A 22,672-nucleotide genomic window follows, 5' to 3' on the forward strand; every position below is an offset into this window, starting at 1 on the left:
CCCTTCAACTGACTGTCGAAGATCAAAATGTGGGAGCGGCGGTGCGACGATTCGACTTGCTCGCGAAGGCGGTGGATCAGTCACAGATGTATTGATTGATCCACCGCATTCGCGAGCAAGCCCGCTCCCACATTGGGTCGTGGTGGTCGCATTATCGAGTCAGTAAAGAGACCTGCGGCACCGCCGGTATGGGGTGCCGCATCAACAACCCCACCACCAGCGCCCCCAGCAAACCCAACAACCCCGCCACCCACAACACCACGCTGAACCCGCCGACAAACGCCTGCCGCGCCAGTGGCTGCACCATCCCGCGTGCCGTTTCAGGCAGCAACGCCATGGCCGCCGGCATATCGCCTGCCACTACCCGTGAAGCAATCCCTGCCACCTGTTCCTGCCACTGTGAGCCGATGCTCGTGTGCAGCAACTGTTCGCTATGGCTGCTCAACAACGCCCCATACACCCCAATCGCCAACATGATCGCGCTGAAGCGCATGGTAGTGCTCATACCCGACGCCATTCCCGCGCGATCCCGTGGCACGCAGGCCATGATGTTTTTCTGGGTGTCGCCATTGAGCAACCCGGCGCCGGCCCCCGTGACCGCTATGGCCAGGGCGAACGGCAGATAACCGCCGACATTCACCGCCCAGGCACTCAGCAGGTTGCCGCACCCCACCAACGCCAGCCCCGTCGCCATCATCGTTGCCGGGGCAAAACGGCTGGCCAGGCGGGCGCCAATTCGCGGGCAGATCAACATGGTCAAGGCAAACGGCAACATGCCCAGCCCCGAGGCGATCGCGGAGAATCCCAGGCCGTTTTGCAGGTAGAACGGCAGCAACGTCATCATCACTTGGGCGCAGCCGGCGTAGGCGAACATCCCCAGCAGCGCACCGATAAAGCGCGGGTGCTTGAACAACTGCAGGTCCACCATGGGTCGCTGTTGCAAGCGTTCGGCGAGTACAAACACACCCAGCAACGCCGCACCGCCCAGCAGCCGCGCGTAGGTCAGCGGGTTGTCCCAGCCGATGCGGTTGGCTTCGATCAGGCCCCAGATCAAACACAGCAGGCTGGCGCTGAAGGTCAGGCTACCCCAGGGATCGAGCCTGGCGGACTGGGCGTCCCGAGACTCCGGAATCGCGCGCAACACCAAGCCCATCAACACCAGGCCAACCGGCAAATTGAGATAGAAAATCCAACGCCAGCCCAGGTACTGGGTGATCAAGCCGCCGAGGGTCGGCGCAGCGGTCATCGCCACACCCATGCACGCGCCCCAGAAGGCCCAGGCCTTGGCACGCTCCACTTCGTCGTGAAACGTATGGCCGATGGACGCCAGTGCCGAGGTCAGCAGCAGCGCCGCACCGACACCTTTGACGGCGCGGGCGATATCCAGGAACAACGCATTCGGCGCCGCGCCGCAGCCAATGGACGCGAGGATGAAAATACTCAGGCCCCAGATCAGGGTCTTCTTGCGCCCAAAGCGGTCGGCGATGCTCCCGGCCGGCAATAACAGGGCGGCGAAGGCCAGCATGTAGGCGCTGACCACCCATTCGATATCGGCAAAATTCGCCCCGAGGTCCCGGGCGATGCTCGGCAGGGTCACGGCGACGATATTGGTGTCGAGCACGATCAGTGAGCAGACCCCGGAGGCAGTCAGCAGCGTGAGGCGTGGGCTGACCTTGCTCATGGCTGCACCGAAGCCACCGCCGCCAGGGCGATCTCATCATCGTGGGCCGGGGTGTCTGCGCTGATGCCGATGGCGCCCACTACCTGGCCTTCGAGGATGATGGGCTGAGCGCCTTTCATCATCAGCAGGCCGGCGGTGACGGCTGCCTGGCGCCCGCCGTTGATGGCGTTTTCCAGATCGGCCGACGGCCGTTTGAACAGCGCCGAGGTACGGGCCTTGCCTTGGGCCAACTCAATCCCGGCAACCACGGGAGCGCCGTCCATGCGGGTGGTGAGGATCGGCCAGCCGCCATCGTCAACAATCGCCAGCGCGCAGGGCCAGCCTTTATCAGCGGCGACTTTACGGGCCTGCGTGGCGATCTGCTGGGCGGTGGCCAGGGTCAGTATTGCCTTGTGGGCAATGGTGGCGGGTGGTTCGGCGGCCATTGCCGAGGGCAGGGTGGCCAGCGTTGCGAGTGCCAGTACCAGGGATTTGACTAACATGGGGGTGCCTCTCTACTGTGAGCGTGCGCACAGCTTAGTCCCGCCGAGTCTTGGCTTTATTAGGCGTGACAGTGATCTTCATTACCTTTGAGCTAATCCTGCGATGGAAATACGTCATTTCCGCTACTTTCTGGCGGTTGCCCGGCAACGCAATTTCACTCGGGCCGCCGAGCAGCTAGGCATCGCCCCGCCGACCCTGAGCCGGCAGATCCAGGACATGGAAAACACCCTCGGTACGCGCTTGTTTATCCGCCAGCAGCGCGAAGTCAGCCTCACCGAAGCGGGAGCGGCGCTGTTGATCGAGGCTGAGGCCACGGTGCGTCAGTTCGAGTTTGCCCAGCGCAATGCCCAGCGCGCCGGGCGCGGTGAGATTGGTCACATTGAATTGGGGTACGTTGCGTCGGCGGTCTATTCAGGCCTGTTACAGCGCCAGGTGCAGTCGTTCTGTGGGGACTTTCCCGACGTGAGCATGAGCGTGCGCGAAAGCCCGATGCCGACGTTGCCGGGGCTGGTCGCAGAGGGGCGCTTCGATATTGGCTATATCCGCTCGCCGATGACATTACCTGAGGGCGTCGAGGCGGTGCGTTTGAACAGCGAAGGGTTTGTGCTGGCGTTGCCGCAGGATTCCTGGCTGCTGGGATTAAAGGCCATCAGTTGCGAGCACCTGCAAAACGAGACCTTTATCTTGCCCGAGCAGATCAGCGGCACGCTGCAGGTGGCCGCCCAAGGTGGTTATGCGCCTCGGCTGGGGCCGCAGCCGGGCGGGTTGGTGGCGGTGATTGCGTTGGTGTCACTGGGGCAGGGCGTGGCGGTGGTGCCGGCGTCGGTGGTAGGGCATGTGGGTTTGCCGAATGTCGTGTACCGCAGCATCGAAGGCAGTGAGGCCTCGTCGTGGTTGTCGCTGATCCACCGGCGCTTTGAAAAGGCGCCGGCGGTGGCGCGGTACATCAAGCAAGTCAAACTGAGTGCGGCTGGTTTTGGTGATAAAAGTTAAGCCGGGTCGCGGCCATCGCAGGCAAGCCAGCTCCCACAGCTGACCGTGTACGCCCGGGCAACTCGGTCAACTGTGGGAGCTGGCTTGCCTGCGATGAGGCCTGACCAGGCGCTACACCAACCGCGGCTGAACCGAATCCGCCAATCGCGTCAGTATCAAGCAGCATGACACCGCTCCAGCATCCAGCACACCCAGCGAGCGTTCGCCCAGACGGCTGGCGCGACCTATCTTTGCCACCAGATCCTTGGTGGAATCCCGCCCCTGTGACGCCGCACTTTTCATCGCGTCCAGCGCCTCACTGAATGACGCCCCCGACCCATTGGCCTGTTCAAACGCTTCCACCGCCGGAATCAAGGTGTCCATCAAACACTTGTCACCCACGCCGGCGTCGGTGATGTCCTGCAACGACGTCAACCCGCCCCGCAGCAAATGGGCAAAGGTCGCCGCGTCAATCTCTTCGCGGCCCCGCACCTCATCCGCCATGCCGATAAACAGGCTGCCATACAGCGGCCCCATGGAGCCGCCGATGCCTTCCATCAGGCTCAGCGTCAACTCGTCCAGCGCTTCGGCCAGGGTCAACTGACGGCCTTCAATGGTGCGCCCGCAATGGGCGAACCCCTTGGCCATGTTGATGCCGTGGTCGCCATCGCCAATGGCGCCGTCGACTTCGCTCAGGTATTCGCGGTTGGCAACGATCACGCTCACCAGGTCGGCGACGATGGCGCTGCCGTCGTGGGTGGAGAAATGCTGGCTCATGGTTTAGTCCGCCTGGGTCATGCCGATGGAACGGCAGGGTTGGTCGATCAGGGTTTTCAGCTCGGCGTCCAGGCCCAGCAAGGTCAGGGTCACGCCCATCATTTCCAGGGAGGTGAAGTAGTTGCCCACGTAGCAGCGGTGAATCTTCAAGCCCCTGGCCTGCAGCTGACGTTCAACCTCGGCGTAGAAAATGTACAGCTCCATCACCGGCGTCGCCCCCAGGCCCGAGACCAGCACCACCACGCTGTCATCCTGGCTGAAGTCGCGGTCGGCGAGGATCGGCACGAGCATGCGCGCGGCCATGGCTTCGGCAGATTCGATGGGGATGACTTCAATGCCCGGCTCGCCGTGGTGGCCGATGCCCAATTCCATCTGCCCGTCAGGAATCTGGAAGTTCGGCTTGCCCACCGCCGCGATGGTGCAGGGCGTGAGGCCGATGCCGATGGATCGGCAATTGTCGACGGCCTTCTGGGCGACACGGATCACGCCGTCCAGATCGTAATCCTGGGCAGCGGCCGCACCGCCGACCTTCCACATGAAGATCTCGCCTGCCACCCCGCGACGCTTGGCGATATCGGCCTTGGGCGCCGAGGCCACGTCGTCGTTGGCGACCACGGTGCGGATCTGCATGTCCTTGCTGGCGGCCATTTTCATTGCCAGCTTCACGTTCATGTTGTCGCCGGCGTAGTTGCCGTACAGGCACGCCACGCCGGCACCCTGGTCGGCGGCGCGGAAAGCATCGAAGAAGCTTTTGGCGGTGGGCGAGGAGAAGATTTCGCCGACGGCCACGGCGTCCACCAGGCCGGGGCCGACATAGCCGAGGAAAGCCGGTTCATGGCCGGAACCGCCGCCGGTCACGATGCCCACGCGGCCCTGTGGCGACGCCTTGGCCTTGCCGATCACCCGGGGATTGGTTTCGTATTGGCGCAGCTCGGGGTGCGCGACCAAAATGCCCCGCAGCATGTCCTCGACCACTTGGTCCGGATCGTTTATCACTCGATTCATAACGCGGTTTCCTGTGTTCTTATTCTTGGTGTGGGAGCCGGGCTTGTGTGGGAGCTGGCTTGCCTGCGATGCAAGCGCCTCGGTCTTTCAGTGACACCGGGTCGATGCTATCGCAGGCAAGCCAGCTCCCACAAAGAGCCCGGCGCCCGCAGGGTTTTGTGTTATTGGGCCAATCAGGGTTCCAGCACGACTTTAAGCGACTTGTCCCCGCGCTCCATCACCGCAAATGCTTCCTTGAAGTCTGCCAAAGCAAATTTGTGGGTCACCACGTCGCGCATGTCGATCTTGCGGTTGCCGATAAAGTCGATGGCGCGCGGGTACATGTACGGACCCAGGTGGGAGCCCAGCACGTCCAGTTCCTTGCGGTCGCCGATGATCGACCAGTCCACCGTGGCCTCGTCGTTGAACACGCTGAACTCCACAAAACGCCCCAGTTTGCGCAGCATCGCCAGGCCCTGGTTCACCGCCTTGTGGTGCCCGGTGGCCTCAATGTAAATGTCGCAACCGTAGCCGTCGGTGATCTCGCGAATCTTCGCCATCACGTCGACTTCAGCCGGGTTCCACACTTCGTCCGCACCCATGCGCAGGGCGAGGGCGGCGCGCTCGGGTTTCATGTCGAGCACGATGAGTTTTTTCGGGTTGCGCATGCGCACCGCGCCGATGATCCCCAGGCCCAGGGTACCGGCACCGGCCACCACCACGATGTCGTCGAAATCCACATTGGCCCGCTCCGCTGCGTGCAGGGAGCAGGCCAGGGGTTCAATCAGGATGGCTTCGTCCGGGGCAATCGAGTCCGGCACTTTGTGGATGATGCCTTCCTTGGTGAAGATCATGTACTGGGCCATGGCGCCCTGGACGTTGTTCTGGAAACCGTACAAGTCGTGTTTCTGGCACATCCAGTACTGGCCGTGGTTGCAGAAGCGGCAGCCCCAGCACGGCACGATCTGCTCGGAAATCACCCGGTCGCCGACCTTCACTCCACGCTTTTCTGCGCCTGGGCCGAGGGCGACCACGCGGCACACGAATTCGTGGCCGGGAATCATCGGCGGCTTCACGTAGCGCGGCTGCTCAGCATCGCCCCAGAACGATGGAGCACCGCGATAAGTCTTGATGTCGCCCATGCAGATGCCGCACAGCTCGACCTTGGTCAGGATCTCGTCGGGCCCGGGCGTCGGTACATCGACGGTCTCCAGGCGATAGTCTTCGGGGCCATGGCAGACCACGGCCTGCATGGTTTTCGGAATGACGGGTGACAGTTGCTCGGGCGTGCGTTCGGTAACGGTAGACATGACGATAAACCTCACGACAAAAGATCAATTACTGGATGCTGTAGCCGCCGTCGATCACCACGTTCTCGCCGGTGATCATCTGCGCGGCGTCGCTGAGCAGGTACAACGCCAGCCCGGCGATTTCTTCCGGCTGGGCAAAGCGGCCCGCCGGGATCTGCAATTTGGCCCGTTCCCCCAGCTCGCCGGCCCAGGCCTTTTTGCCCAGGGCGGTTTCGACGATGGTCGGGGAAATGGCGTTGACGTTGATATGCGGCGCCCATTCCATGGCCAGCACCTTGGTCATGCCGACCACGGCGGCCTTGCTGGCGCAGTAGGCGACGTGACGGTCCAGGCCGATCACTGCCGCTTGGGAAGCGAGGTTGACGATGCGCCCGCTGCCCTGGGCAAGCATGTGTTTGGCGCAGGCCTGGGCGACGAAAAAGCTGGCCTTGAGGTTGATGTCGAGGGTGGTGTCCCAGGCGTTTTCGCTGACGTCCAGGGCCTTGTCCAGCAGGGCGACCCCGGCGCTGTTGACCAGGTAATCCAGGCGTTTGAAGTGATCGAATACGTAGTCGACGGTGCTGTGCACCTGGTCGAGTTGGCGCAGGTCCACGGCGATGCCGATGTTCCCGGTGCCGAGGCTGGCGGCGACTTCGACCACGGCCGGGTCACGGTCGAGCAGGGCCACCCGCGCGCCGCGTTCCACCAGCAGGCTGGCACAAGCCAGACCGATCCCGGCGGCCCCGCCGGTGATCACGGCGCAGCGGCCGGTGAGGTCGAAGGCTTGATTCCAGAATCCAGACATGAACATGACTCCATTTTTCAGATCGGTGGAGATCCAATGTGGGAGCGGGCTTGCTCGCGAAAGCGGTGTATCAGGTGGCACATCTGTTGAATGATCCACCGCTTTCGCGAGCAAGCCCGCTCCCACACTTGACCGGTTTTCAAGTCAAAACTTACTTCGTACCGCTGACCTGCTGGTACAGCGCATCCGCATTCGCATTGGTCACTGGCACCCACGGCAGGATGTAGTTCTTGGCGGTGCCGTCACCCCATTTCACATCCTTGCCATAGCGTTCCCAGATCACCGACTGCGGCTTGTAGTCCTTGCCGGCCAGCGCACGCAGCGCCACATCCAGCGCGCCTTGGGATTGCGCCTGGGCGTCTTGCAGGAAAGTGGTCACTTCATCTTTCTTGGCTGCCTGGATCGCATCCGGCATGCCATCGATGGAGGTCACCGGTACGTCCTTGGAGGTCAGTCCATGGGACTTCAACGCCTGCACCGCACCTAGGGCCATGTCATCGTTTTGCGCGATTACTCCGTTGATGCCTTTCGGGTGGGCGTTCAGCCAGTCCTCTGTCAGGGCCAGCGCCTGGGCGCGGTCCCAGTTGGCGGTTTTCTTCTCGATGATCTTGATGTCCGGGTGCTTGCCCAGCACTTCCATCTCACCCTTTTCCCGGTCGATCTGTGCCGACTGGCCAATCGGGCCCTGGATGATCACGACGTTGCCCTTGCCCTTGAGCTTGTCGACCATGGCCTGGGCCTGGAGCCGGCCGCCTTCCACGTCGTCGTTGCCGACATAAGGTACGTTGGCGTCCGCCACCTTGGTGTTGGAGGCGATCACCACCACGTCATTGCTCATGGCAGCCTTCACGGTGCCGACGCCGGCCTTGGTGTCGATCGGTACAAACAGGATCGCGTCGTAGTGCTGGGTCACCATGTTTTCAATCTGGTTGTTCTGGGTCAGGGCGTCGTAGTTGCCGTCGAACACGGTCAGTTGCACGGTGCCGTCCTTGACGGCCGGGTGTTCCTTCAACTCGCGTACCCAGTTCTGCATGAACTGGCCCTTGAGGCCGTATACCGCGGCGCCGATCTTGTAGGTCTTGCCATCGGCCGCCAGGGCAATGCTGCTGGCGAGCAGGGAGAGTGCCGCGACGGCGGCGAGGGAAATACCAACTTTCATGATGAGAACTCCGCTTATTGTTGTAGGTCGTTCAGTTCGGTTTCGAGGAAAAGCGACTAGCGTTTTTTCTTGCGCCACACATCAATCAATACTGCGAACACGATGATCAGGCCCTTGGCGACCTGCTGGTAATAGGAGGACACGCCGAGCAGATTCAGGCCGTTGTTGATCACACCGATCAGCAGTGCACCAAACAGCGTGCCGACAATCGTGCCGGTACCGCCCGACAGGCTGGTGCCGCCGATCACCACCGCGGCAATCGCGTCCAACTCATAAGAAGTGCCCGCCTGGGGCAGGGCGGAGGTGGTGCGCGCCGACAGCACCACACCGGCCAACCCGGCGAGCAACCCCGAGACCACGTACACCGAAAACATCACCTTGCGCACGCCGATCCCGGAGGTGCGCGCGCTCTTCTCGTTGCCGCCCACCGCGTACACATAGCGGCCGTAGGTGGTGTAGCGCAGCACCATCCAGAAGATCAGCGCGACCACGGCGAAGATCACGATGGGCACGCCAATCGGGCCGATCTTGCCGATGCCCAGCGCCAGGTACGCGTCGGGCAGGTCGGTGATCGGGCTGCCGTCGTTGAGGATGAAGGTCATGCCCCGGGCAATGCTCAACATGCCCAAGGTCGCGACAAAGGGTGGGATCGACAGGTTGGCGACCATAAAGCCGTTCACCACCCCGAGCATCGCCCCGGCGAACATCCCGGCGCTGACCGCCGCCAGCACGCCATACCCTTGGGTCGCCACCATGGCACTGCACAACCCGGCAAACGCCAGGATCGAGCCCACTGACAGGTCGATGCCCTTGGTCAGGATCACGTAGGTCATGCCCACGGCGAGAATCCCGTTGATCGAGGTCTGGCGCAGGATGTCCATCCAGTTGCGCCAGGTCATGAAGTATTCGCTGGCGAAGGCCATCACCAGGCACAGCAGGATAAACACCAGCGGCAGGCCGAAGCGGTCAAGGGACCATCGCAGGCGACTGCGGGGTGCGGTCGTGACGGGGGCGGCTGCAGGTGTAGAAAGTGATTTGGCATTCATGAGGCAAGACTCAACAAGGCTTCCTGGGAAAGGGCGGTATCGCTGCTGATGGTCACCAGCCTTCCGCCTTTGAACACGGCAATACGGTCACTCAGGTGCAGCAACTCCGGGGCTTCGGACGACACCACAATCGCCGCGCCACCGGCGCGCACGAACTGGTCCAGCAGGTGATAGATCTCCTGCTTGGCACCTTCGTCGATGCCTCGGGTCGGCTCGTCGCACAGCAGGCAGATCGGCTGGGTCGACAGGCATTTGGCGAGCACCACTTTTTGCTGGTTGCCGCCGCTCATGGATTCCACCGGCAGGTCCAGGGAGGCGGTCTTGATCTGCAGGCGCTTGACCATGTCCTGGGCCAGCTGGTTTTCCTTGCGCGCGTTGATCAGCGACCAGCTCGACAGCTGCTTGTAGGCCGACAACGCGATGTTCGAGAGGATGCTGCCGCTGAGCACCAGGCCGCTGTCTTTGCGGTCTTCGGTGACCAGTGACATGCCGGCCTGGATCGTTGCCTTGGGCAGGCCGATGGGCATCGGTTTGCCTTGCAGGGTCACGCTGCCGGAGTCCGGGGTGGTCAGGCCGTAGATGCAGTTGAGGAATTCACTGCGGCCTGAGCCCATCAGCCCGTAGATACCCAGAATTTCGCCTTGGCGCAGTTGCAGGCTGATGTCCTGGAACTCGCCGGCGCGGCTCAGGCTGTCGACGTCCAGGCAGCATTCGGCGGCGCATTCGCGGCCGACCTTGTGGTCGATGCGGGTGAGTTCCTGGCCCACGATGCCGCGTACCAGATGGGCGCGGTCGATATCGGCCATGCGCCCGGTCTCAACGAAAGCACCGTCACGAAAGATGCTGTAGTCGTCGGCAATCTGCGCCAGTTCACTGAGGCGATGCGACACATAGATGATGCCGGCACCACGGGCGGTGAGGCGGCGGATCGCCTTGAACAGGGTTTCGGCCTCACGCTCGCCGATGGCCGAGGTGGGCTCGTCCATGATCATCACCTGGCAGTCGTGGCTGAATGCCTTGGCGATCTCCACCAACTGGATCTGCGCCACGCTCAGACGGTGCATGGGGCTGGTGGCGTCGACGTCGAACTCCAGGCCTTCCAGCAGCTCGCGAGTGCGCCGGTTGAGCTCCTTGCTGTCGACGATGCAGCCGGCGCGGCGCGGTTCGCGGCCCAGCCAGATGTTTTCGGCGACGGTCATGTAGGGGATGGGTTCCAGTTCCTGGGTGATCATCGCGATCCCCGCCGCCAATGCTTCGCTGGGGCGGTTGAACTGAACGGGTGAGCCATTGAGCAGGATGGTCCCGGTGTCACGTTGGGTGATGCCCATCAGGATGCTCAGGAAAGTCGACTTGCCTGCGCCATTGCCGCCGCACAGGGCGTGGACGCTGCCGGCACGCAGAGAGAGGCGCCCCTCACGCAGGGCAGGGATCCCGGCGTAAGCCTTGGCGACGTGTTCAGCCTGGAGCAGTAATGGCGTGGCCATCGGCGTGTCCTCGTGCTGTGAATTCTTATTAGGTCGCACAGTCATGTTTCGCTGTGATCATATGTGTATCAAATGAAATTCTGATCAGTCAATCTCTTTCACTGAAAAGTTGTAAATGGGCGGATTTGCGCAAAGTGTACCGGTTTAGAGGGCTTTGACTGCAAGGTCAGCTAAATCTTGCTTGACAGGGCGCTTCGGATATCCGAGAAATGACTGAGCGAAATTTCATTGAGTGATCATATGATCATTCGAAAGTACCCAAAACGGCAGCGGAGCCAAACGCCATGAACACACCTTTCCCGGTGGCTATCGGATGCGATGAAGCGGGTTATGAGCTTAAAGAACTGTTGAAGCGCCATATCGAGGCGCTGGGTTACCCGGTGACCGACTTTGGCACCCACTCCACGGCGCCGGTGCTGTACCCGGACATCGCCCTGGCGGTGGCCACGGCGATCAATGCCGGTGAACAGCGGCTGGGGGTGCTGGTGTGCGGCACCGGCATCGGCATGGCTATCTCGGCCAACAAAGTCCTGGGGATTCGTGCAGCCCAGGCCCACGACACCTATTCGGCGGAGCGGGCGCGCAAGAGCAACGATGCGCAGATCCTGTCCATCGGTGCACGGGTGATCGGCGCGGAACTGGCCAAGAGCATCGTCAAGTCGTTCCTGGAGTCGGAGTTCGAAGCTGCGCGTTCCGGGGCCAAGGTCGACCGCATCAACGCGATCGAGCGTGACGGGCATCAGTAGTGGACGGAACGGGGCAAGAGTCGGGAGAATGCGCCTTTGACACCGAAACGGAAGCCCGTGCCCATGAGTGACAGTACCCAGCGCATCGCCAGCGACATCGACCTGATGACCGAAGTGGCGATGCTCTATTACCTTGAGAACGTCACTCAGGAAGCCATCGCCAAGCGCTTCGACCTGTCCCGGGCAAAAGTCAGCCGCCTGCTCAAACGCGCACGAGATGAAGGCATCGTCGAGGTGCGGGTGTTGCAGCATCCGGCGATGAACAACGAATTGGAACAGGCGCTGGTGGATCGCTTCCAGCTGGACCGCGCCTTGATCGCAGTCGACCACAGCGACCCCGACACCCAGCGTTCGGCGGTTGCCAGCCTGGTGGCCAACTACCTGAACAAAACCCTCAGCGACGGCATGATCGTCGCGGTCGGCATGGGCCGTAACGTCGGTGCGGTGGCTGATAATGTGTTCCTGCCGGTGACCCGCAACTGCACGTTTGTGTGCGCCATTGGCGGTTCGCTCAAGGCGGGCGAATACATGAACCCTGACCACATCTGCCGGCGCCTGGCCCTGCGCTTTGGCGGCGAGAGTGAAAGCTTGTACGCCCCGGCCCTGGTGGCCAACCCGGAACTGCGGGGGGTGTTGATCAGCAACGATACGGTGCGTTCCACCCTTGACCGTGCCCGCCGTGCCGACATGGCGTTGATCGGCATCGGCGACATGAGTGAAAACAGCAACATGGTGCGCATGGGTTGGTTCTCACCCCAGGAAATCGCCCAGGCGCGGTTATCCGGTACGGTGGGCGACATGATGGGCTATGACTTCATCGACATTCATGGCCAGCCGGCGGTCAATGCGATTCAAGGGCGGGTGATCGGGTTGACGGTGCAGGAGCTGTTCCGCATTCCGGACGTGGTGGCGATTGCGAGTGAAAATACCAAGGCGGCGGCGACGCTGGGGGCGTTGCGGTCGGGGGTGATCAATACCCTGGCGACCACGGTGACCAATGCTCATACCATCCTTGCGCTGGATGATGCGACGCGTAAAAGCTGACACCCCCCCGATAGTCCAGGCCCTGAACATCAACTGTGGGCGCTGTCGAGCCATGGCGAGGCTGCGATGGCATCACTGCGGTATGACTGGAGTACCGAGCTGTCTGCATCGCGGGCAAGCCCGGCTCCCACCGTTGACTGCCTCAGGGTTTCCACACCTGCACATCCTGCGCATCCACCGCCTTGGGTAACAACCCCGCCTTGAAGAACGCATCCGCAATCTTCTGCTGTTCACCCAACTGATCCAGCGTCACCGGCTGCACCTCATAACTACGATGAGCATTGGCCGCCTCGACAGTCTCCACATCCAGGTTGCCCCACAAAGGCCCCAGCACTTTCGCGGCATCCCGCGGGTGACTCTTCACCCACTCGCCAGCCTGGTGCAACTGCTCGTAAACCAGCTTCAGCACTTCGGGATGCGCCTTGGCATAGGGCGTGCCCGTCAGGTAATAGCGCTTGTAACTGGCCAGCCCGGTACCGTCCGCAAGGGTGCGGGTGGGCAGTTGGCGCTGCACGCTGGTGAGGAACGGTTCCCACGTGACCCAGGCATCAACCTTGTTGTTTTCAAACGCAGCGCGACCATCGGCGGGCGTCAGGTACGCCGGCTCGATATCGGAGAAGGCCAGCCCCGCCTTGTTCAAGGCAGCGATCAATAAATAGTGAGTGCCGGCGGCCTTGGTCACGGCGATTTTCTTGCCTTTCAAGTCCGCCAGTTGCTGGATCGGCGAGTCCTTGCGCACCACGATCGCCTGGGCTTGGGGCGAGGGCGCTTCCTGGGCGAAGTAGGTGAGCTTGGCCTGGGCGGCCTGGGCAAAGATCGGCACGGTGTCGGCCACGTCAGCGCTGATATCCACGTTACCGACGTTGAGCGCTTCCAGCAGCGGCAGGCCGCTGGGGAACTCGTGCCAGGTCACGTCGATGCCGTCGGTCTTGAGGGCTTTTTCCAGGGTGCCCTGGGTTTTCAGCAAGGTGATCAGGGTCGAGGATTTCTGGTAACCGATGCGCACGGTTTCCTGGGCGTGTGCACTCAGGGCGGTGCAGAGGCCCAGCGTGGCCAGGCCAGTGATGAAAAGGCGATGGAGCGAAAACAGGGGCATGGCGTGCTCGACTCTTAATGGATTAAGGTCAGCTTATTGTTCTAAAAATTATTCGATAAATAATTTTTCGGTCTTAGCTTAGGGCTTTATCGGATGCGCCGTTCGCGGCCTTTCAGCGTCAGGATGAAGGAGGGCGGTATGCAGTTGTATGTTGTTCGTCACGGCGAAACTCAAGCCAATGCCGAGGGGCGTTACCAGGGCTCGCTGGACATTGATCTCAACGAACGGGGCGTGCTGCAGGCGCGGGAGTTGCGGGAAAAATTGCCGGCGCAGATCGACGCTGTCATCGTCTCGCCGCTGCGTAGGGCCCAGCAAACGGCGGCCATTGTGTTTACGGATGATGGGCTGCAACTGCATACGCGGGATGCGTTTCGTGAGCGCGGCGTGGGGGTGTTTGAGGGACTGACCCAGGTGGAAGCCGCGCAGCGTTATCCCGACCTTTGGGCGCAGAATATTACCCGGCAATGGGAGCGGGCGCCCACGGACGGTGAGTCAATCTCGCAGTTCGTCGAGCGTATCCGGGGCGGATTGAATCAGTTGCTGGTGAACCATGGGCAACAGGTGGTGGTGCTGGTTGCCCATGGGGTTGTCGCCAAGGCAATTCGCGCATTGGTTCGCGATGATTTCTCAGACTTCTTCGAATGGCAGTTGCGCAATGGCGAAGTGCTGAGTCTCGACATCGCCACAGGGTTTGTGTGAGTCATGTCTACAGGGGAACGCTCAACGCCTGCGCAAACGCCTGGGGCGTAGGGCTTTCCGGCCAGGTCGGAACGCCCTCCGCCAGCGTTATCCACGGTTGCTTGTGCCGCAGCCAAATGTGCGCCACCGGCTGCACGGACGGGCTCTCATCCAGTGTCCCGACCCGCAGCACAACCAACCCCGGCGCGGCCGTCGTGGTGTTGCAGATCCGCGTATGGCACACCCCGCACAACCGATGTTCCGAACGCTGCCCATCGACGTCATAGGCATATTCCGTCAGCGAACCTTCAACCCGCAGCGCATCCGCTGGCAACAGCGCATGCAGGGCAAACGCGCTGCCGCTCCAGGTCTGGCAGTGGCGGCAATGGCAGGCATACACCGCCAGCGGCGCGTCGGTATCGAGGGTGTAGGTCACGCGGGCGCAGCGACATTGGCCGGTGAGTGTCATCAAAAACGATCCTGTGCAAAGTGAGGGCGAAAGCCCCATCGGTTATGCTCGCCAGCATGCCGCAGCCCCCGAACAAAGAACATCCGCCAAAACTGCCCAGCGGCTCACAGGAAATGTATGAACGCCCCGCAACTCCAATGGGAAACCCAGCGCGCCTTCCTCGCCGTGTTGCGCACCGGCAGCCTGTCGGGCGCAGCCCGTTTGCTGGGGATCGCCCAGGCCACCGCGCGGCGACGGATCGAGGCGCTGGAGCAGAGCGTCGGGGTCAGCCTGTTTATCCGCTCACCCGCCGGGCTATTGCCCACCGACACGGCCAAGGATCTGATCAGCCATGTTGAAGCGATGGCCGTTGCGGCCAACGCCTTTAACCGCGCAGCCTCGGCCGACACGGCGCTCGCCGGCGGCACGGTGCGGCTCACCAGCGGCAAGCTGCTGGGCGTTGAAGTGCTGCCGCCAATGTTGCGCAGCCTGCGCCGTGATCATCCGCAATTGGCCATCGAGCTGAGCGTATCCAATCGACTGCAGGCGCTTGCCCGGCAAGAGGCCGACGTCGCCGTACGCATCCGTCGCCCGGTCGAATCCACCGTGGTCGCGCGCAAGGTCGGCGACCTGCAAGTCGGGTTGTACGCCGCGCCAGAATTGCTGGCAGAGCAGGGCACGCCGGACACCGTTGCGCAATTGCACAGCTACCCGCTGATCGGGCCGGACCGCAACTTGCTGGAGATCGAATTTCTGGGTGAGCGCGGTTTCGACTGTTCGGCGCCCAGTACGGTGATTCGCACCGACGATCACCTCGCGCAGTTGGCCGCGTTGCGTGCGGGGCTGGGGATCGGCGTGTGTTCAGCCCAGGTGGCACAACGTCACGGGCTGGTGCGGGTGTTGCCCGCGCAGGTGGATTTCAAGGTTGACGTGTGGATCGCCATGCACCAGGACATGCGCAAGGTCCCGCGCATCGCCGTGGTGTTCGATGGGTTGGGCTCGGCCCTGACGGATTTCCTTCAGCCGCGATAACGCAGTGCGTCCACCAACAGCGCAAACGCGGGCGAGGTCTGGCGGCGGCTGGGGTAGTACAGGTGAAAGCCGGCAAACGGCGCACACCAGTCATCCAGTACCTGCACCAGTCGCCCGTCCGCCAGATAAGGCGCCACCAAGTCGGCAGGCACGTAACTCAAGCCCAAGCCGTCGACCGCTGCCTTGAGCAATGGGTACACGCCATTGAAGGTCACCTGGCCAGACACCCGCACATTCAGGCTTTCGTCGCCTTTCTTGAATTCCCACACATACAGACCGCCATTGGTGGGTAGGCGCAAGTTGTTGCAGGCGTGATCGGTCAAGTCCCGGGGCGTGCGGGGGATCGGGCGCTGGGCGAAGTAGGCCGGTGAGCCCACCACCAGCATGCGCATGTCGGGGCTGATGCGCGTGGCAATCATGCCCTGGGCCACGTCTTCCCCAAGCCGTACACCGGCGTCGAAACCATGGGCGGCGATGTCGACAAAGCCATAGTCGCAACATACCTCCACGGCGATGTCCGGGTACTGCGCCAGGAACGGTTTCAACACCGGCCACAGGATGAATTCCAGCGCGTGGTCCATGGCGTTGATGCGAATGGTGCCGGACGGCCGGTCGCGCAAATTACTCAGGCCTTCAAGCCCCACCTGGATTTCATCGAAGTGCGGCCCGACCGTATCGATCAAGTGCTGCCCCGCTTCGGTGGGTGACACGCTGCGGGTGGTGCGGGTCAGCAGGCGCAGCCCCAGGCGCGCCTCCAGGGCGCGGATGGTATGGCTCAGCGCCGATTGGGAAACCCCGAGTTTGGCCGCCGCCTTGGTAAAGCTGCGCTCACGGGCTACCGCCAGAAAGGCGAGCAGGTCATTGGCGTTTTCCCTGAGCATTGGTGAGTCATCCTCATAAGTATTTTCAGATTCTAGCGGCTAATTATCACAATTCGTAACTGTTAGATTGGATTCAGTCCCCTTACCCGGAGAATGACCATGCGCAGACGCACACTCGGTAACAGCCAACTTGAAGTCTCGGCCCTGGGGCTCGGTTGCATGGGCATGAGCTTTGGCTACGGCCCTGCGGCCGACAAACAGCAGATGATTGCCTTGCTGCGCAATGCGGTTGAACAAGGCGTGACCTTCTTCGATACCGCCGAAGTCTATGGCCCGTTCATCAATGAAGAACTGCTGGGCGAAGCCCTGTCACCGCTGCGTGAGCAGGTGGTGATCGCCACCAAGTTCGGATTTGCCCCGGACCCGTCCGGCAATGGCAAATGGTCCGGTCTCGACAGCCGCCCCGAACATATCCGCCAGGTAGCTGAAGCCTCTCTGAAACGCCTGAAGACCGATGTTATCGACCTGTTTTATCAGCACCGGGTTGATCCGAATGTGCCGATCGAAGAGGTGGCCGGTGCCGTGAAGGATTTGATTCAGGAGGGCAAGGTCAAGCACTTCGGCTTGTCGGAAGCCGGCGCCTCGACCATCCGCCGCGCCCATGCCGTTCAGCCGGTGACCGCTCTGCAAAGTGAGTACTCCCTGTGGTGGCGCAAGCCGGAGGCCGAGGTGCTGCCGCTGCTGGAGGAACTGGGCATTGGCCTGGTGCCCTATAGCCCGTTGGGCAAAGGCTTCCTGACCGGCAAGTTCGACAGTCAGAGCACCTTTGACAGCTCGGATTTTCGCAGCAGTTTGCCCAGGTTCACGCCTGACGCTTTGCAGGCCAACCAGGCCCTGGTGGAGTTGCTGCGCCAGGTTGCCCAGCGAAAAAACGCCACGCCCTCGCAGATTGCACTGGCCTGGTTGCTGGCCCAGAAGCCCTGGATCGTACCGATTCCAGGCACCACCAAAACCTCGCGCCTGACGGAAAACCTGGGGGCGATCGAAGTGCAGCTCAGCGCGACGGAGCTCAGTGAACTGGACGTCGCCGCTGCCAACATCGCCGTGCATGGCGACCGCTATCCCGAAGCCCTGGAAAGGATGACCGGCCTATGAACACCAGCCTCGCCGCCACCGCGCTTTCATTGTCATTAATGGCACTCGATTCACCCGCACAGGAGACGCCCATGCTGACCATCACGCCCAACGGTTCCCAGCCCTCTGCAAAAGGCCCGGCGGATTATTTCACCGGCACGGTACGCGTCGATTCACCCTTCAAGGGCACCGACGCGGCACGCGTCACCGGGGCCTTCGTCACCTTTGAACCGGGCGCGCGTACCGCGTGGCACACCCATCCGCTGGGCCAGACGTTGATCGTGACCGCAGGCCTGGGCCAGGTTCAGGAATGGGGCCAACCGGTACGGGCAATCCGCCCCGGCGACACGGTCTGGATTGCGCCCGGGGTCAAGCATTGGCATGGCGCCACGGCCAACACCGCCATGACCCATATTGCGATTAACGAAATGCTCGATGGCAAGGTGGTGGACTGGATGGAGCAGGTCAGCGACGAACAGTACGCGGCGCAGTAATCCGCTTCAGCGCCGCAACTGCGGCTCGCCTTCAATACAACTCACCAAAAACTCCATCACCACTTTCACCGAAGGCGAGCGGCGCATATCCGGGTAAACCGTCAGCCAGATATCGCGAACCGGGCCTTCGGTGTTTGTTGCCAACCGCACCAATGCCCCGTCGTGATCCCCCACCAGCGTGGGCAACACCACTGCACCCACCTGGGCGCGGGCGGCCATTTGCTGGGTGATCAGGTCGCTGGCGGCGAAGGCAATCGTGCGGTTGCCGCGCACCTGATGCATCCACGCCTGTTGGGGCAGGTGGTCGCGGGTGGCGTCATAGGCAATGAATGCCCACTGTTCAGCAGGCAGTTGTTTGAGCTCGGGCGTGGCATAGAGGCCGAAGCGCACGGCGCCGACCTTTCTGCGTACCAGCGCTTCCTCATCGGGACGCACCGTGCGCAGGGCAATGTCGGCTTCGCCTTTGTCGAGGGCGGCGAGTGTTGTCGAGGACATCAACACGATATTCAGCTTGGGATACTGCGTCCTGAATCGTGCGACATGGGGCGCGATGCAGTGGATGGCAATCGACGGCGGACAACTGACCCGCACGGTGCCGGCCACCTCGATGGAGGCCACGCGGGACAGGCGCATCACTTCGGTGGCCATCTCGCCCATGCCTGCTGCCATCTTCGCCAATGCCAGGCCTTCCTCGGTCAACGGTCGGCTGCGGGGCAGGCGATCCACCAACTTTACGCCGAGGGCTTTTTCCAGGGCATCGACGCGGCGGCCAACGGTGGCGTGTTCCACCTGCAGCTCGCGGGCGGCAGCCGACAGCGACTGGGTGCGCGCCAGTACGGTGAAGAAATACAGATCCTGCCAGTCGAACATCGGGTTATTTCCGCACGGAGGGTGGGAGTTGTTGGGGAATTCTCGTACAGAGTCCCGCCTTTTACCATGGCGCATTCCCACCGCAAACGGAGTTGTCCCGCGATGAAAGCCCTCACCCTTGAAACCTATGGCGGCCCGGAGGTCGTTCAGCTGCGCCTTGATGTGCCCAAACCCCCAGTGACACCCGGCCACGTATTGATCAAGGTGGCCTGCGCCGGGATCAATTTCATGGATGTGCACACTCGCCAGGGCAAGTACGCCACGTCGGTCACCTATCCGGTACGGCTGCCGTGCATCCTGGGTATGGAAGGGGCCGGTGTGGTGGTTGCGGTGGGCGAGGGTGTGAGCCACCTGGCGCCGGGTGATCGGGTGGCCTGGTGCATTGCCTGGGGCGCGTTCGCTGAATACGCCAGCGTACCTGCCGAGCGAGTGGCGCAGATTCCCAATGCGATCGGCTTCGATCAGGCGGCTGCAGCGATGTTCCAGGGCTGCACCGCCCACTACCTGATTGAAGAGGTCGCGCGGTTGCAGGCGGGCAACTGCTGCTTGATCCACGCGGCTTCCGGCAGTATCGGCCAGTTGCTGGTGCAAATGGCCCATCGACTCGGTGCCACGGTGTTCACCACCGGCAGCAGCGTCGAAAAGTGTGCGATTGCCCTTGAACGCGGTGCCGATCACGCCTGGCTATACGATGGGTTTGCCGAGCGGGTGTTGGAGGCCACGCAGGGGCAGGGTGTGGATGTGGTGTTCGATTCGGTGGGCAAGGCCACCTTGCGCGAGAGTTTCAGGGCATGCCGCACGCGCGGTTTGATCGTGAATTACGGCAACGTTTCCGGTTCGATCACTGATCTGGACCCGATGGAGTTGGGGGAAGCCGGTTCACTGTTCCTGACGCGCCCACGACTCAACGACCACATGGCCGACGGCCCGACCGTGCAACGGCGTGCCAATGCGGTGTTCGCGGCGATGCTCGAAGGTTCGCTGACAGTGGATATCGAAGGGCATTACGCGCTGGAAAACGTGCAGCAGGTGCACGCGCGGATTGAGGCACGGCAGCAGATTGGCAAGGCGGTGGTGTGGCTGGACCGTGAACTCCAGTAATGGCGAGAGAGCTTGTGTGGCGCTTGTGAGGATCAGTTAATAGCAGGCGAAAAAAAGCCGGCTGATCAGGCCGGCTGGGGGTGAACCGCGAACGACAGGGGTTACGCGCGGTTTTCCATCAGGCGGTCTGCACCACCTTCGGCTACGCGGTTTTCTTGAAGACGGTCTGCACCACCTTCAGCGACGCGGTTTTCTTGAAGACGATCAGCACCACCTTCAGCGACGCGACGTTCCAGCAGGCGATCAGAGCCCCCTTCAGCAACGCGACGTTCCAGCAGGCGATCAGAACCCCCTTCAGCAACGCGACGTTCCAGCAAACGGTCAGAACCACCCTCAGCCACGCGGCTGTCCATCAGGCGATCTGCGCCGCCTTCAGCGAGGGCAGGTTGGGTAAAGGCGCTTACAGCAAGTACCGAGAAAGCGAGGCTAAGCAAGAGTTGGCGTTTCATGAGAGTGTGCTCCGGGATGTCATTGGTTGGTATGGATGCGATGTTACGCGGTGGATTTTTTTAGAGAACTTCATTGGGCTGATGGTGACTATCGACGCCAGCGATGGCCCGTTTTCGCGGACCATCGCGCCGACTATCACGGCATTTCAGGCAGTTCCTGAGGGCGCAGGTCGAACACCAGCACCTCGGCGTTCTCGCCATGGCTCAGGTGAATCTCCCGCTCATCGCGCACTCGGGCACCGTCGCCTTCGTGCAAGCGTTGGCCGTTGACTTCAACGCTGCCCCGCGCCACATGGATGTAGGCATAGCGTTCCGGAGCCAATGGCAGGCTGGCGGTTTCAAAGCCGTTGAACAGCCCGGCATACACCCGCGCATCCTGGCGCACGCCGAGGGAGCCGTCGGTGCCTTCCGGCGAGATGATCAACTGCAACCGGCCGCGTTTCTGCGCCTCGGTGAAGTGCTCCTGCTGATAGCGCGGTTCGGCGCCCGCCACCGCCGGCACGATCCAGATTTGCAGGAAGTGCACGCCCTGGGTATGGCTGTGGTTGAACTCGCTGTGGGCCACGCCGCTGCCGGCGCTCATCAGTTGCACATCGCCGGGGCGAATCACCGAACCGGTGCCCAGGGTGTCCTTGTGTTCCAGGGCGCCTTCGAGCACATAGGAGAAAATCTCCATGTCGCGGTGCGGGTGTTGGCCGAAGCCCTTGCCGGCGGCAACCCGGTCATCGTTGATCACCAGCAGGTCGGAAAAACCCTGTTCCTTGGGATTCCAGTAGTTCGCAAACGAGAAGGTGTGGAACGACTTCAACCAACCGTGATTGGCGGCGCCGCGTTCCGAGGCTTTGCGAAGGGTCAGCATGGGGTGTTCTCCTCAAGGGAAGCTTGGCTGCGAGATGCAGGGCTTCGGTGTGAGGAGAAGATTACTGGTTATCAGACGGTTGATTAAGAAGCTGAAATCAGAATGACTGTCCTGTATGAGTTGACAGTGAGTGACGTGCCATAATGCTCGGATTCACCTCCTGAACGGGCAACTCCTGACAATGAAAACCGTGGCCATGGCGCTGTTTCCTGATTTCCTTCTGCTCGATATGGCCGGGCCGCTGGAGGTGTTCTCCATTGCCAATCGCTACCTTGAACCGCCAGCCCATTATCAGATCCTGACCATCGGTACCGAGCCCGGGCCACTGCGAGCCTCCAATGGCGTGGTGGTACACCCCGACCTGCAGCTGGACGAGGCCCTTGAGGCGTATGACTTGCTGTTGGTCCCCGGTGGCCCTGGCGCCTACAAAGAATGCCATCCCGCCCTGTTGCCCTGGCTCAAGGCCGCTGCGCCCCGCGCCCGACGATTCGGCTCCATCTGCACCGGCGCCTTTGTGCTGGGGTATGCGGGCTTGCTGGACGGCCAGCACGTGACCACCCACTGGCATTACACCGAACGGCTGATCAGGGCCTTTCCCAAGGCCATCGTTGAGACCGACCGTATCTACCTGCAGGACGGCCGGCTAATCACCTCGGGCGGCGTGACGGCGGGCATCGACCTGGCGCTGTCCATCGTGGCCCAGGACCACGGCAAGCAGGTGGCTGTCGACGTGGCCAAAGTGTTGTTGGTGGTCATGAAACGCCAGGGTGGCCAGGCCCAGTTCAGCTCGATGACCGCAGCGGTGGCCCCTCAGGAAACCGCGATTACTCGGGTGCAGAACCAGGTGCTGGAGCGACTGGACCAGGCCTTTACCATCGAGTCCATGGCGCAATTGGCAGGTATGAGCACACGGCACTTTGCGCGGGTGTTCGCCAAGGAAGTGCAGATGACCCCGATGGCGTTCCTGCAAGGTGCGCGCATCGATCGTGCCCGGCACTTGCTGGAAAGCACCGACCTGCCGCTCAAGACCGTAGCGTTTCACGCGGGGTTTGGCAGCGTGCGGCATATGCGGTCTCTGTTCAGTGAAAAACTCGGCTTGAACCCGACCCAATACCGCCAGCAATTCAGCTGATGTCCGTCCGGCGCACCTGAATGTCCGTGTGGATCCCCGTGCCAGCATTGTCCTGTCACCGGTAGCTGGCAAGATAGCGGTCAGTCCC

At 62.0% G+C, this 22,672-nt stretch carries 24 protein-coding genes; 9 read left to right on the forward strand and 15 right to left on the reverse strand.

What is annotated here, in order from left to right; all coding sequences use genetic code 11:
* Positions 1-151: 151 nt before the first annotated feature.
* Positions 152-1,681 (reverse strand): MFS transporter, encoded by a 1,530-nt coding sequence (locus K0H47_RS16785; protein WP_219273266.1) that lies wholly within the window; start codon positions 1,679-1,681, stop codon positions 152-154.
* Positions 1,678-2,163, reverse strand: coding sequence for a heme-binding protein (locus tag K0H47_RS16790; RefSeq protein WP_063031076.1), 486 nt, complete (start codon positions 2,161-2,163; stop codon positions 1,678-1,680). The genes K0H47_RS16785 and K0H47_RS16790 overlap by 4 nt, the downstream gene beginning before the upstream one ends.
* A gap of 103 nt (positions 2,164-2,266) precedes the next feature.
* Between K0H47_RS16790 and K0H47_RS16795 the strand changes: the two genes are divergently transcribed.
* A complete protein-coding gene (locus K0H47_RS16795; protein WP_219273267.1) occupies positions 2,267-3,157 on the forward strand; it encodes a LysR family transcriptional regulator in 891 nt (296 codons plus the stop codon).
* 111 nt (positions 3,158-3,268) lie between these two features.
* Here K0H47_RS16795 and dhaL read toward each other — a convergent pair whose 3' ends face one another.
* The 7 genes from dhaL to K0H47_RS16830 form a co-directional block, all read right to left on the reverse strand.
* Entirely contained in the window at positions 3,269-3,913 is a 645-nt protein-coding gene (gene dhaL / locus K0H47_RS16800) for a dihydroxyacetone kinase subunit DhaL (protein WP_219273268.1), read from the reverse strand.
* 3 nt (positions 3,914-3,916) lie between these two features.
* On the reverse strand, positions 3,917-4,918 hold the full coding sequence (locus K0H47_RS16805; protein ID WP_219273269.1) for a dihydroxyacetone kinase subunit DhaK: 1,002 nt from the start codon (positions 4,916-4,918) through the stop codon (positions 3,917-3,919).
* Positions 4,919-5,091: 173 nt separating this feature from the next.
* Positions 5,092-6,207, reverse strand: a complete 1,116-nt coding sequence (locus tag K0H47_RS16810) for an alcohol dehydrogenase catalytic domain-containing protein (RefSeq protein ID WP_063031068.1) — start codon at positions 6,205-6,207, stop codon at positions 5,092-5,094.
* Positions 6,208-6,235: 28 nt separating this feature from the next.
* Complete coding sequence (locus K0H47_RS16815; protein ID WP_219273270.1) at positions 6,236-6,991, reverse strand: SDR family oxidoreductase; 756 nt, start codon at positions 6,989-6,991, stop codon at positions 6,236-6,238.
* Between the two features lie 151 nt (positions 6,992-7,142).
* Positions 7,143-8,150 (reverse strand): substrate-binding domain-containing protein, encoded by a 1,008-nt coding sequence (locus K0H47_RS16820; protein WP_177026529.1) that lies wholly within the window; start codon positions 8,148-8,150, stop codon positions 7,143-7,145.
* Positions 8,151-8,206: 56 nt separating this feature from the next.
* Positions 8,207-9,196, reverse strand: coding sequence for an ABC transporter permease (locus K0H47_RS16825; RefSeq protein WP_218263484.1), 990 nt, complete (start codon positions 9,194-9,196; stop codon positions 8,207-8,209).
* Positions 9,193-10,680: a sugar ABC transporter ATP-binding protein gene (locus tag K0H47_RS16830; protein ID WP_093198065.1), complete on the reverse strand. Its 1,488-nt coding sequence runs from the start codon at positions 10,678-10,680 to the stop codon at positions 9,193-9,195. The genes K0H47_RS16825 and K0H47_RS16830 overlap by 4 nt, the downstream gene beginning before the upstream one ends.
* 284 nt (positions 10,681-10,964) lie before the next feature.
* On the opposite strand from K0H47_RS16830, the gene rpiB reads away from it, so the two are divergent.
* A complete protein-coding gene (gene rpiB / locus K0H47_RS16835) occupies positions 10,965-11,426 on the forward strand; it encodes a ribose 5-phosphate isomerase B (RefSeq protein WP_003215716.1) in 462 nt (153 codons plus the stop codon).
* Positions 11,427-11,489: 63 nt separating this feature from the next.
* The gene (locus K0H47_RS16840) at positions 11,490-12,470 is read left to right on the forward strand and encodes a sugar-binding transcriptional regulator (protein ID WP_017479041.1); all 981 of its coding nucleotides are present in this window, start codon (positions 11,490-11,492) and stop codon (positions 12,468-12,470) included.
* Positions 12,471-12,612: 142 nt separating this feature from the next.
* On the opposite strand, the gene K0H47_RS16845 is transcribed toward K0H47_RS16840, so the two are convergent.
* Complete coding sequence (locus K0H47_RS16845; protein ID WP_177072155.1) at positions 12,613-13,566, reverse strand: aliphatic sulfonate ABC transporter substrate-binding protein; 954 nt, start codon at positions 13,564-13,566, stop codon at positions 12,613-12,615.
* A gap of 138 nt (positions 13,567-13,704) precedes the next feature.
* Between K0H47_RS16845 and K0H47_RS16850 the strand changes: the two genes are divergently transcribed.
* Positions 13,705-14,265: a histidine phosphatase family protein gene (locus K0H47_RS16850; RefSeq protein ID WP_093198058.1), complete on the forward strand. Its 561-nt coding sequence runs from the start codon at positions 13,705-13,707 to the stop codon at positions 14,263-14,265.
* A gap of 7 nt (positions 14,266-14,272) precedes the next feature.
* Here the strand turns inward: K0H47_RS16850 and K0H47_RS16855 are convergent, their stop codons facing one another.
* Positions 14,273-14,713, reverse strand: coding sequence for a GFA family protein (locus K0H47_RS16855; protein WP_093198055.1), 441 nt, complete (start codon positions 14,711-14,713; stop codon positions 14,273-14,275).
* A gap of 117 nt (positions 14,714-14,830) precedes the next feature.
* Here K0H47_RS16855 and K0H47_RS16860 point away from each other — a divergent pair, with 117 nt between their 5' ends.
* On the forward strand, positions 14,831-15,724 hold the full coding sequence (locus K0H47_RS16860; RefSeq protein ID WP_219273271.1) for a LysR family transcriptional regulator: 894 nt from the start codon (positions 14,831-14,833) through the stop codon (positions 15,722-15,724).
* Here K0H47_RS16860 and K0H47_RS16865 read toward each other — a convergent pair.
* Positions 15,712-16,605: a LysR family transcriptional regulator gene (locus K0H47_RS16865; RefSeq protein WP_063031056.1), complete on the reverse strand. Its 894-nt coding sequence runs from the start codon at positions 16,603-16,605 to the stop codon at positions 15,712-15,714. The two genes, K0H47_RS16860 and K0H47_RS16865, sit on opposite strands and share 13 nt — an antisense overlap.
* 99 nt (positions 16,606-16,704) lie before the next feature.
* On the opposite strand from K0H47_RS16865, the gene K0H47_RS16870 reads away from it, so the two are divergent.
* Positions 16,705-17,700, forward strand: coding sequence for an aldo/keto reductase (locus K0H47_RS16870; RefSeq protein ID WP_063031054.1), 996 nt, complete (start codon positions 16,705-16,707; stop codon positions 17,698-17,700).
* Between the two features lie 38 nt (positions 17,701-17,738).
* The gene (locus tag K0H47_RS16875) at positions 17,739-18,173 is read left to right on the forward strand and encodes a cupin domain-containing protein (protein ID WP_081253257.1); all 435 of its coding nucleotides are present in this window, start codon (positions 17,739-17,741) and stop codon (positions 18,171-18,173) included.
* 6 nt (positions 18,174-18,179) lie between these two features.
* On the opposite strand, the gene K0H47_RS16880 is transcribed toward K0H47_RS16875, so the two are convergent.
* Positions 18,180-19,043, reverse strand: coding sequence for a LysR family transcriptional regulator (locus K0H47_RS16880; protein ID WP_177026524.1), 864 nt, complete (start codon positions 19,041-19,043; stop codon positions 18,180-18,182).
* Between the two features lie 102 nt (positions 19,044-19,145).
* Between K0H47_RS16880 and K0H47_RS16885 the strand changes: the two genes are divergently transcribed.
* Positions 19,146-20,144, forward strand: a complete 999-nt coding sequence (locus K0H47_RS16885) for a quinone oxidoreductase (RefSeq protein WP_177026523.1) — start codon at positions 19,146-19,148, stop codon at positions 20,142-20,144.
* A 101-nt stretch (positions 20,145-20,245) separates the two neighbouring features.
* Here K0H47_RS16885 and K0H47_RS16890 read toward each other — a convergent pair whose 3' ends face one another.
* Together K0H47_RS16890 and K0H47_RS16895 are read right to left on the reverse strand one after the other, a co-directional pair.
* Positions 20,246-20,593, reverse strand: a complete 348-nt coding sequence (locus tag K0H47_RS16890) for a hypothetical protein (RefSeq protein ID WP_081253168.1) — start codon at positions 20,591-20,593, stop codon at positions 20,246-20,248.
* Between the two features lie 136 nt (positions 20,594-20,729).
* On the reverse strand, positions 20,730-21,452 hold the full coding sequence (locus K0H47_RS16895; protein WP_177026522.1) for a pirin family protein: 723 nt from the start codon (positions 21,450-21,452) through the stop codon (positions 20,730-20,732).
* Positions 21,453-21,633: 181 nt separating this feature from the next.
* Between K0H47_RS16895 and K0H47_RS16900 the strand changes: the two genes are divergently transcribed.
* On the forward strand, positions 21,634-22,584 hold the full coding sequence (locus tag K0H47_RS16900) for a GlxA family transcriptional regulator (RefSeq protein WP_219273272.1): 951 nt from the start codon (positions 21,634-21,636) through the stop codon (positions 22,582-22,584).
* The last annotated feature ends 88 nt before the right edge of the window (positions 22,585-22,672 follow it).

The sequence above is a fragment of the Pseudomonas sp. Xaverov 83 genome (assembly GCF_019352905.1).
Taxonomy (GTDB): Bacteria; Pseudomonadota; Gammaproteobacteria; order Pseudomonadales; family Pseudomonadaceae; genus Aquipseudomonas; species Aquipseudomonas yamanorum.

Excerpts from the sequence above, each read along its gene's own strand:
- K0H47_RS16785 (WP_219273266.1), bottom strand. The coding sequence starts at position 1,681 with ATGAGCAAGGTCAGCCCACGCCTCACGCTGCTGACTGCCTCCGGGGTC.
- K0H47_RS16790 (WP_063031076.1), bottom strand. The coding sequence starts at position 2,163 with ATGTTAGTCAAATCCCTGGTACTGGCACTCGCAACGCTGGCCACCCTG.
- K0H47_RS16795 (WP_219273267.1), top strand. The coding sequence starts at position 2,267 with ATGGAAATACGTCATTTCCGCTACTTTCTGGCGGTTGCCCGGCAACGC.
- dhaL (WP_219273268.1), bottom strand. The coding sequence starts at position 3,913 with ATGAGCCAGCATTTCTCCACCCACGACGGCAGCGCCATCGTCGCCGAC.
- K0H47_RS16805 (WP_219273269.1), bottom strand. The coding sequence starts at position 4,918 with ATGAATCGAGTGATAAACGATCCGGACCAAGTGGTCGAGGACATGCTG.
- K0H47_RS16810 (WP_063031068.1), bottom strand. The coding sequence starts at position 6,207 with ATGTCTACCGTTACCGAACGCACGCCCGAGCAACTGTCACCCGTCATT.
- K0H47_RS16815 (WP_219273270.1), bottom strand. The coding sequence starts at position 6,991 with ATGTCTGGATTCTGGAATCAAGCCTTCGACCTCACCGGCCGCTGCGCC.
- K0H47_RS16820 (WP_177026529.1), bottom strand. The coding sequence starts at position 8,150 with ATGAAAGTTGGTATTTCCCTCGCCGCCGTCGCGGCACTCTCCCTGCTC.
- K0H47_RS16825 (WP_218263484.1), bottom strand. The coding sequence starts at position 9,196 with ATGAATGCCAAATCACTTTCTACACCTGCAGCCGCCCCCGTCACGACC.
- K0H47_RS16830 (WP_093198065.1), bottom strand. The coding sequence starts at position 10,680 with ATGGCCACGCCATTACTGCTCCAGGCTGAACACGTCGCCAAGGCTTAC.
- rpiB (WP_003215716.1), top strand. The coding sequence starts at position 10,965 with ATGAACACACCTTTCCCGGTGGCTATCGGATGCGATGAAGCGGGTTAT.
- K0H47_RS16840 (WP_017479041.1), top strand. The coding sequence starts at position 11,490 with ATGAGTGACAGTACCCAGCGCATCGCCAGCGACATCGACCTGATGACC.
- K0H47_RS16845 (WP_177072155.1), bottom strand. The coding sequence starts at position 13,566 with ATGCCCCTGTTTTCGCTCCATCGCCTTTTCATCACTGGCCTGGCCACG.
- K0H47_RS16850 (WP_093198058.1), top strand. The coding sequence starts at position 13,705 with ATGCAGTTGTATGTTGTTCGTCACGGCGAAACTCAAGCCAATGCCGAG.
- K0H47_RS16855 (WP_093198055.1), bottom strand. The coding sequence starts at position 14,713 with ATGACACTCACCGGCCAATGTCGCTGCGCCCGCGTGACCTACACCCTC.
- K0H47_RS16860 (WP_219273271.1), top strand. The coding sequence starts at position 14,831 with ATGAACGCCCCGCAACTCCAATGGGAAACCCAGCGCGCCTTCCTCGCC.
- K0H47_RS16865 (WP_063031056.1), bottom strand. The coding sequence starts at position 16,605 with ATGCTCAGGGAAAACGCCAATGACCTGCTCGCCTTTCTGGCGGTAGCC.
- K0H47_RS16870 (WP_063031054.1), top strand. The coding sequence starts at position 16,705 with ATGCGCAGACGCACACTCGGTAACAGCCAACTTGAAGTCTCGGCCCTG.
- K0H47_RS16875 (WP_081253257.1), top strand. The coding sequence starts at position 17,739 with ATGGCACTCGATTCACCCGCACAGGAGACGCCCATGCTGACCATCACG.
- K0H47_RS16880 (WP_177026524.1), bottom strand. The coding sequence starts at position 19,043 with ATGTTCGACTGGCAGGATCTGTATTTCTTCACCGTACTGGCGCGCACC.
- K0H47_RS16885 (WP_177026523.1), top strand. The coding sequence starts at position 19,146 with ATGAAAGCCCTCACCCTTGAAACCTATGGCGGCCCGGAGGTCGTTCAG.
- K0H47_RS16890 (WP_081253168.1), bottom strand. The coding sequence starts at position 20,593 with ATGAAACGCCAACTCTTGCTTAGCCTCGCTTTCTCGGTACTTGCTGTA.
- K0H47_RS16895 (WP_177026522.1), bottom strand. The coding sequence starts at position 21,452 with ATGCTGACCCTTCGCAAAGCCTCGGAACGCGGCGCCGCCAATCACGGT.
- K0H47_RS16900 (WP_219273272.1), top strand. The coding sequence starts at position 21,634 with ATGAAAACCGTGGCCATGGCGCTGTTTCCTGATTTCCTTCTGCTCGAT.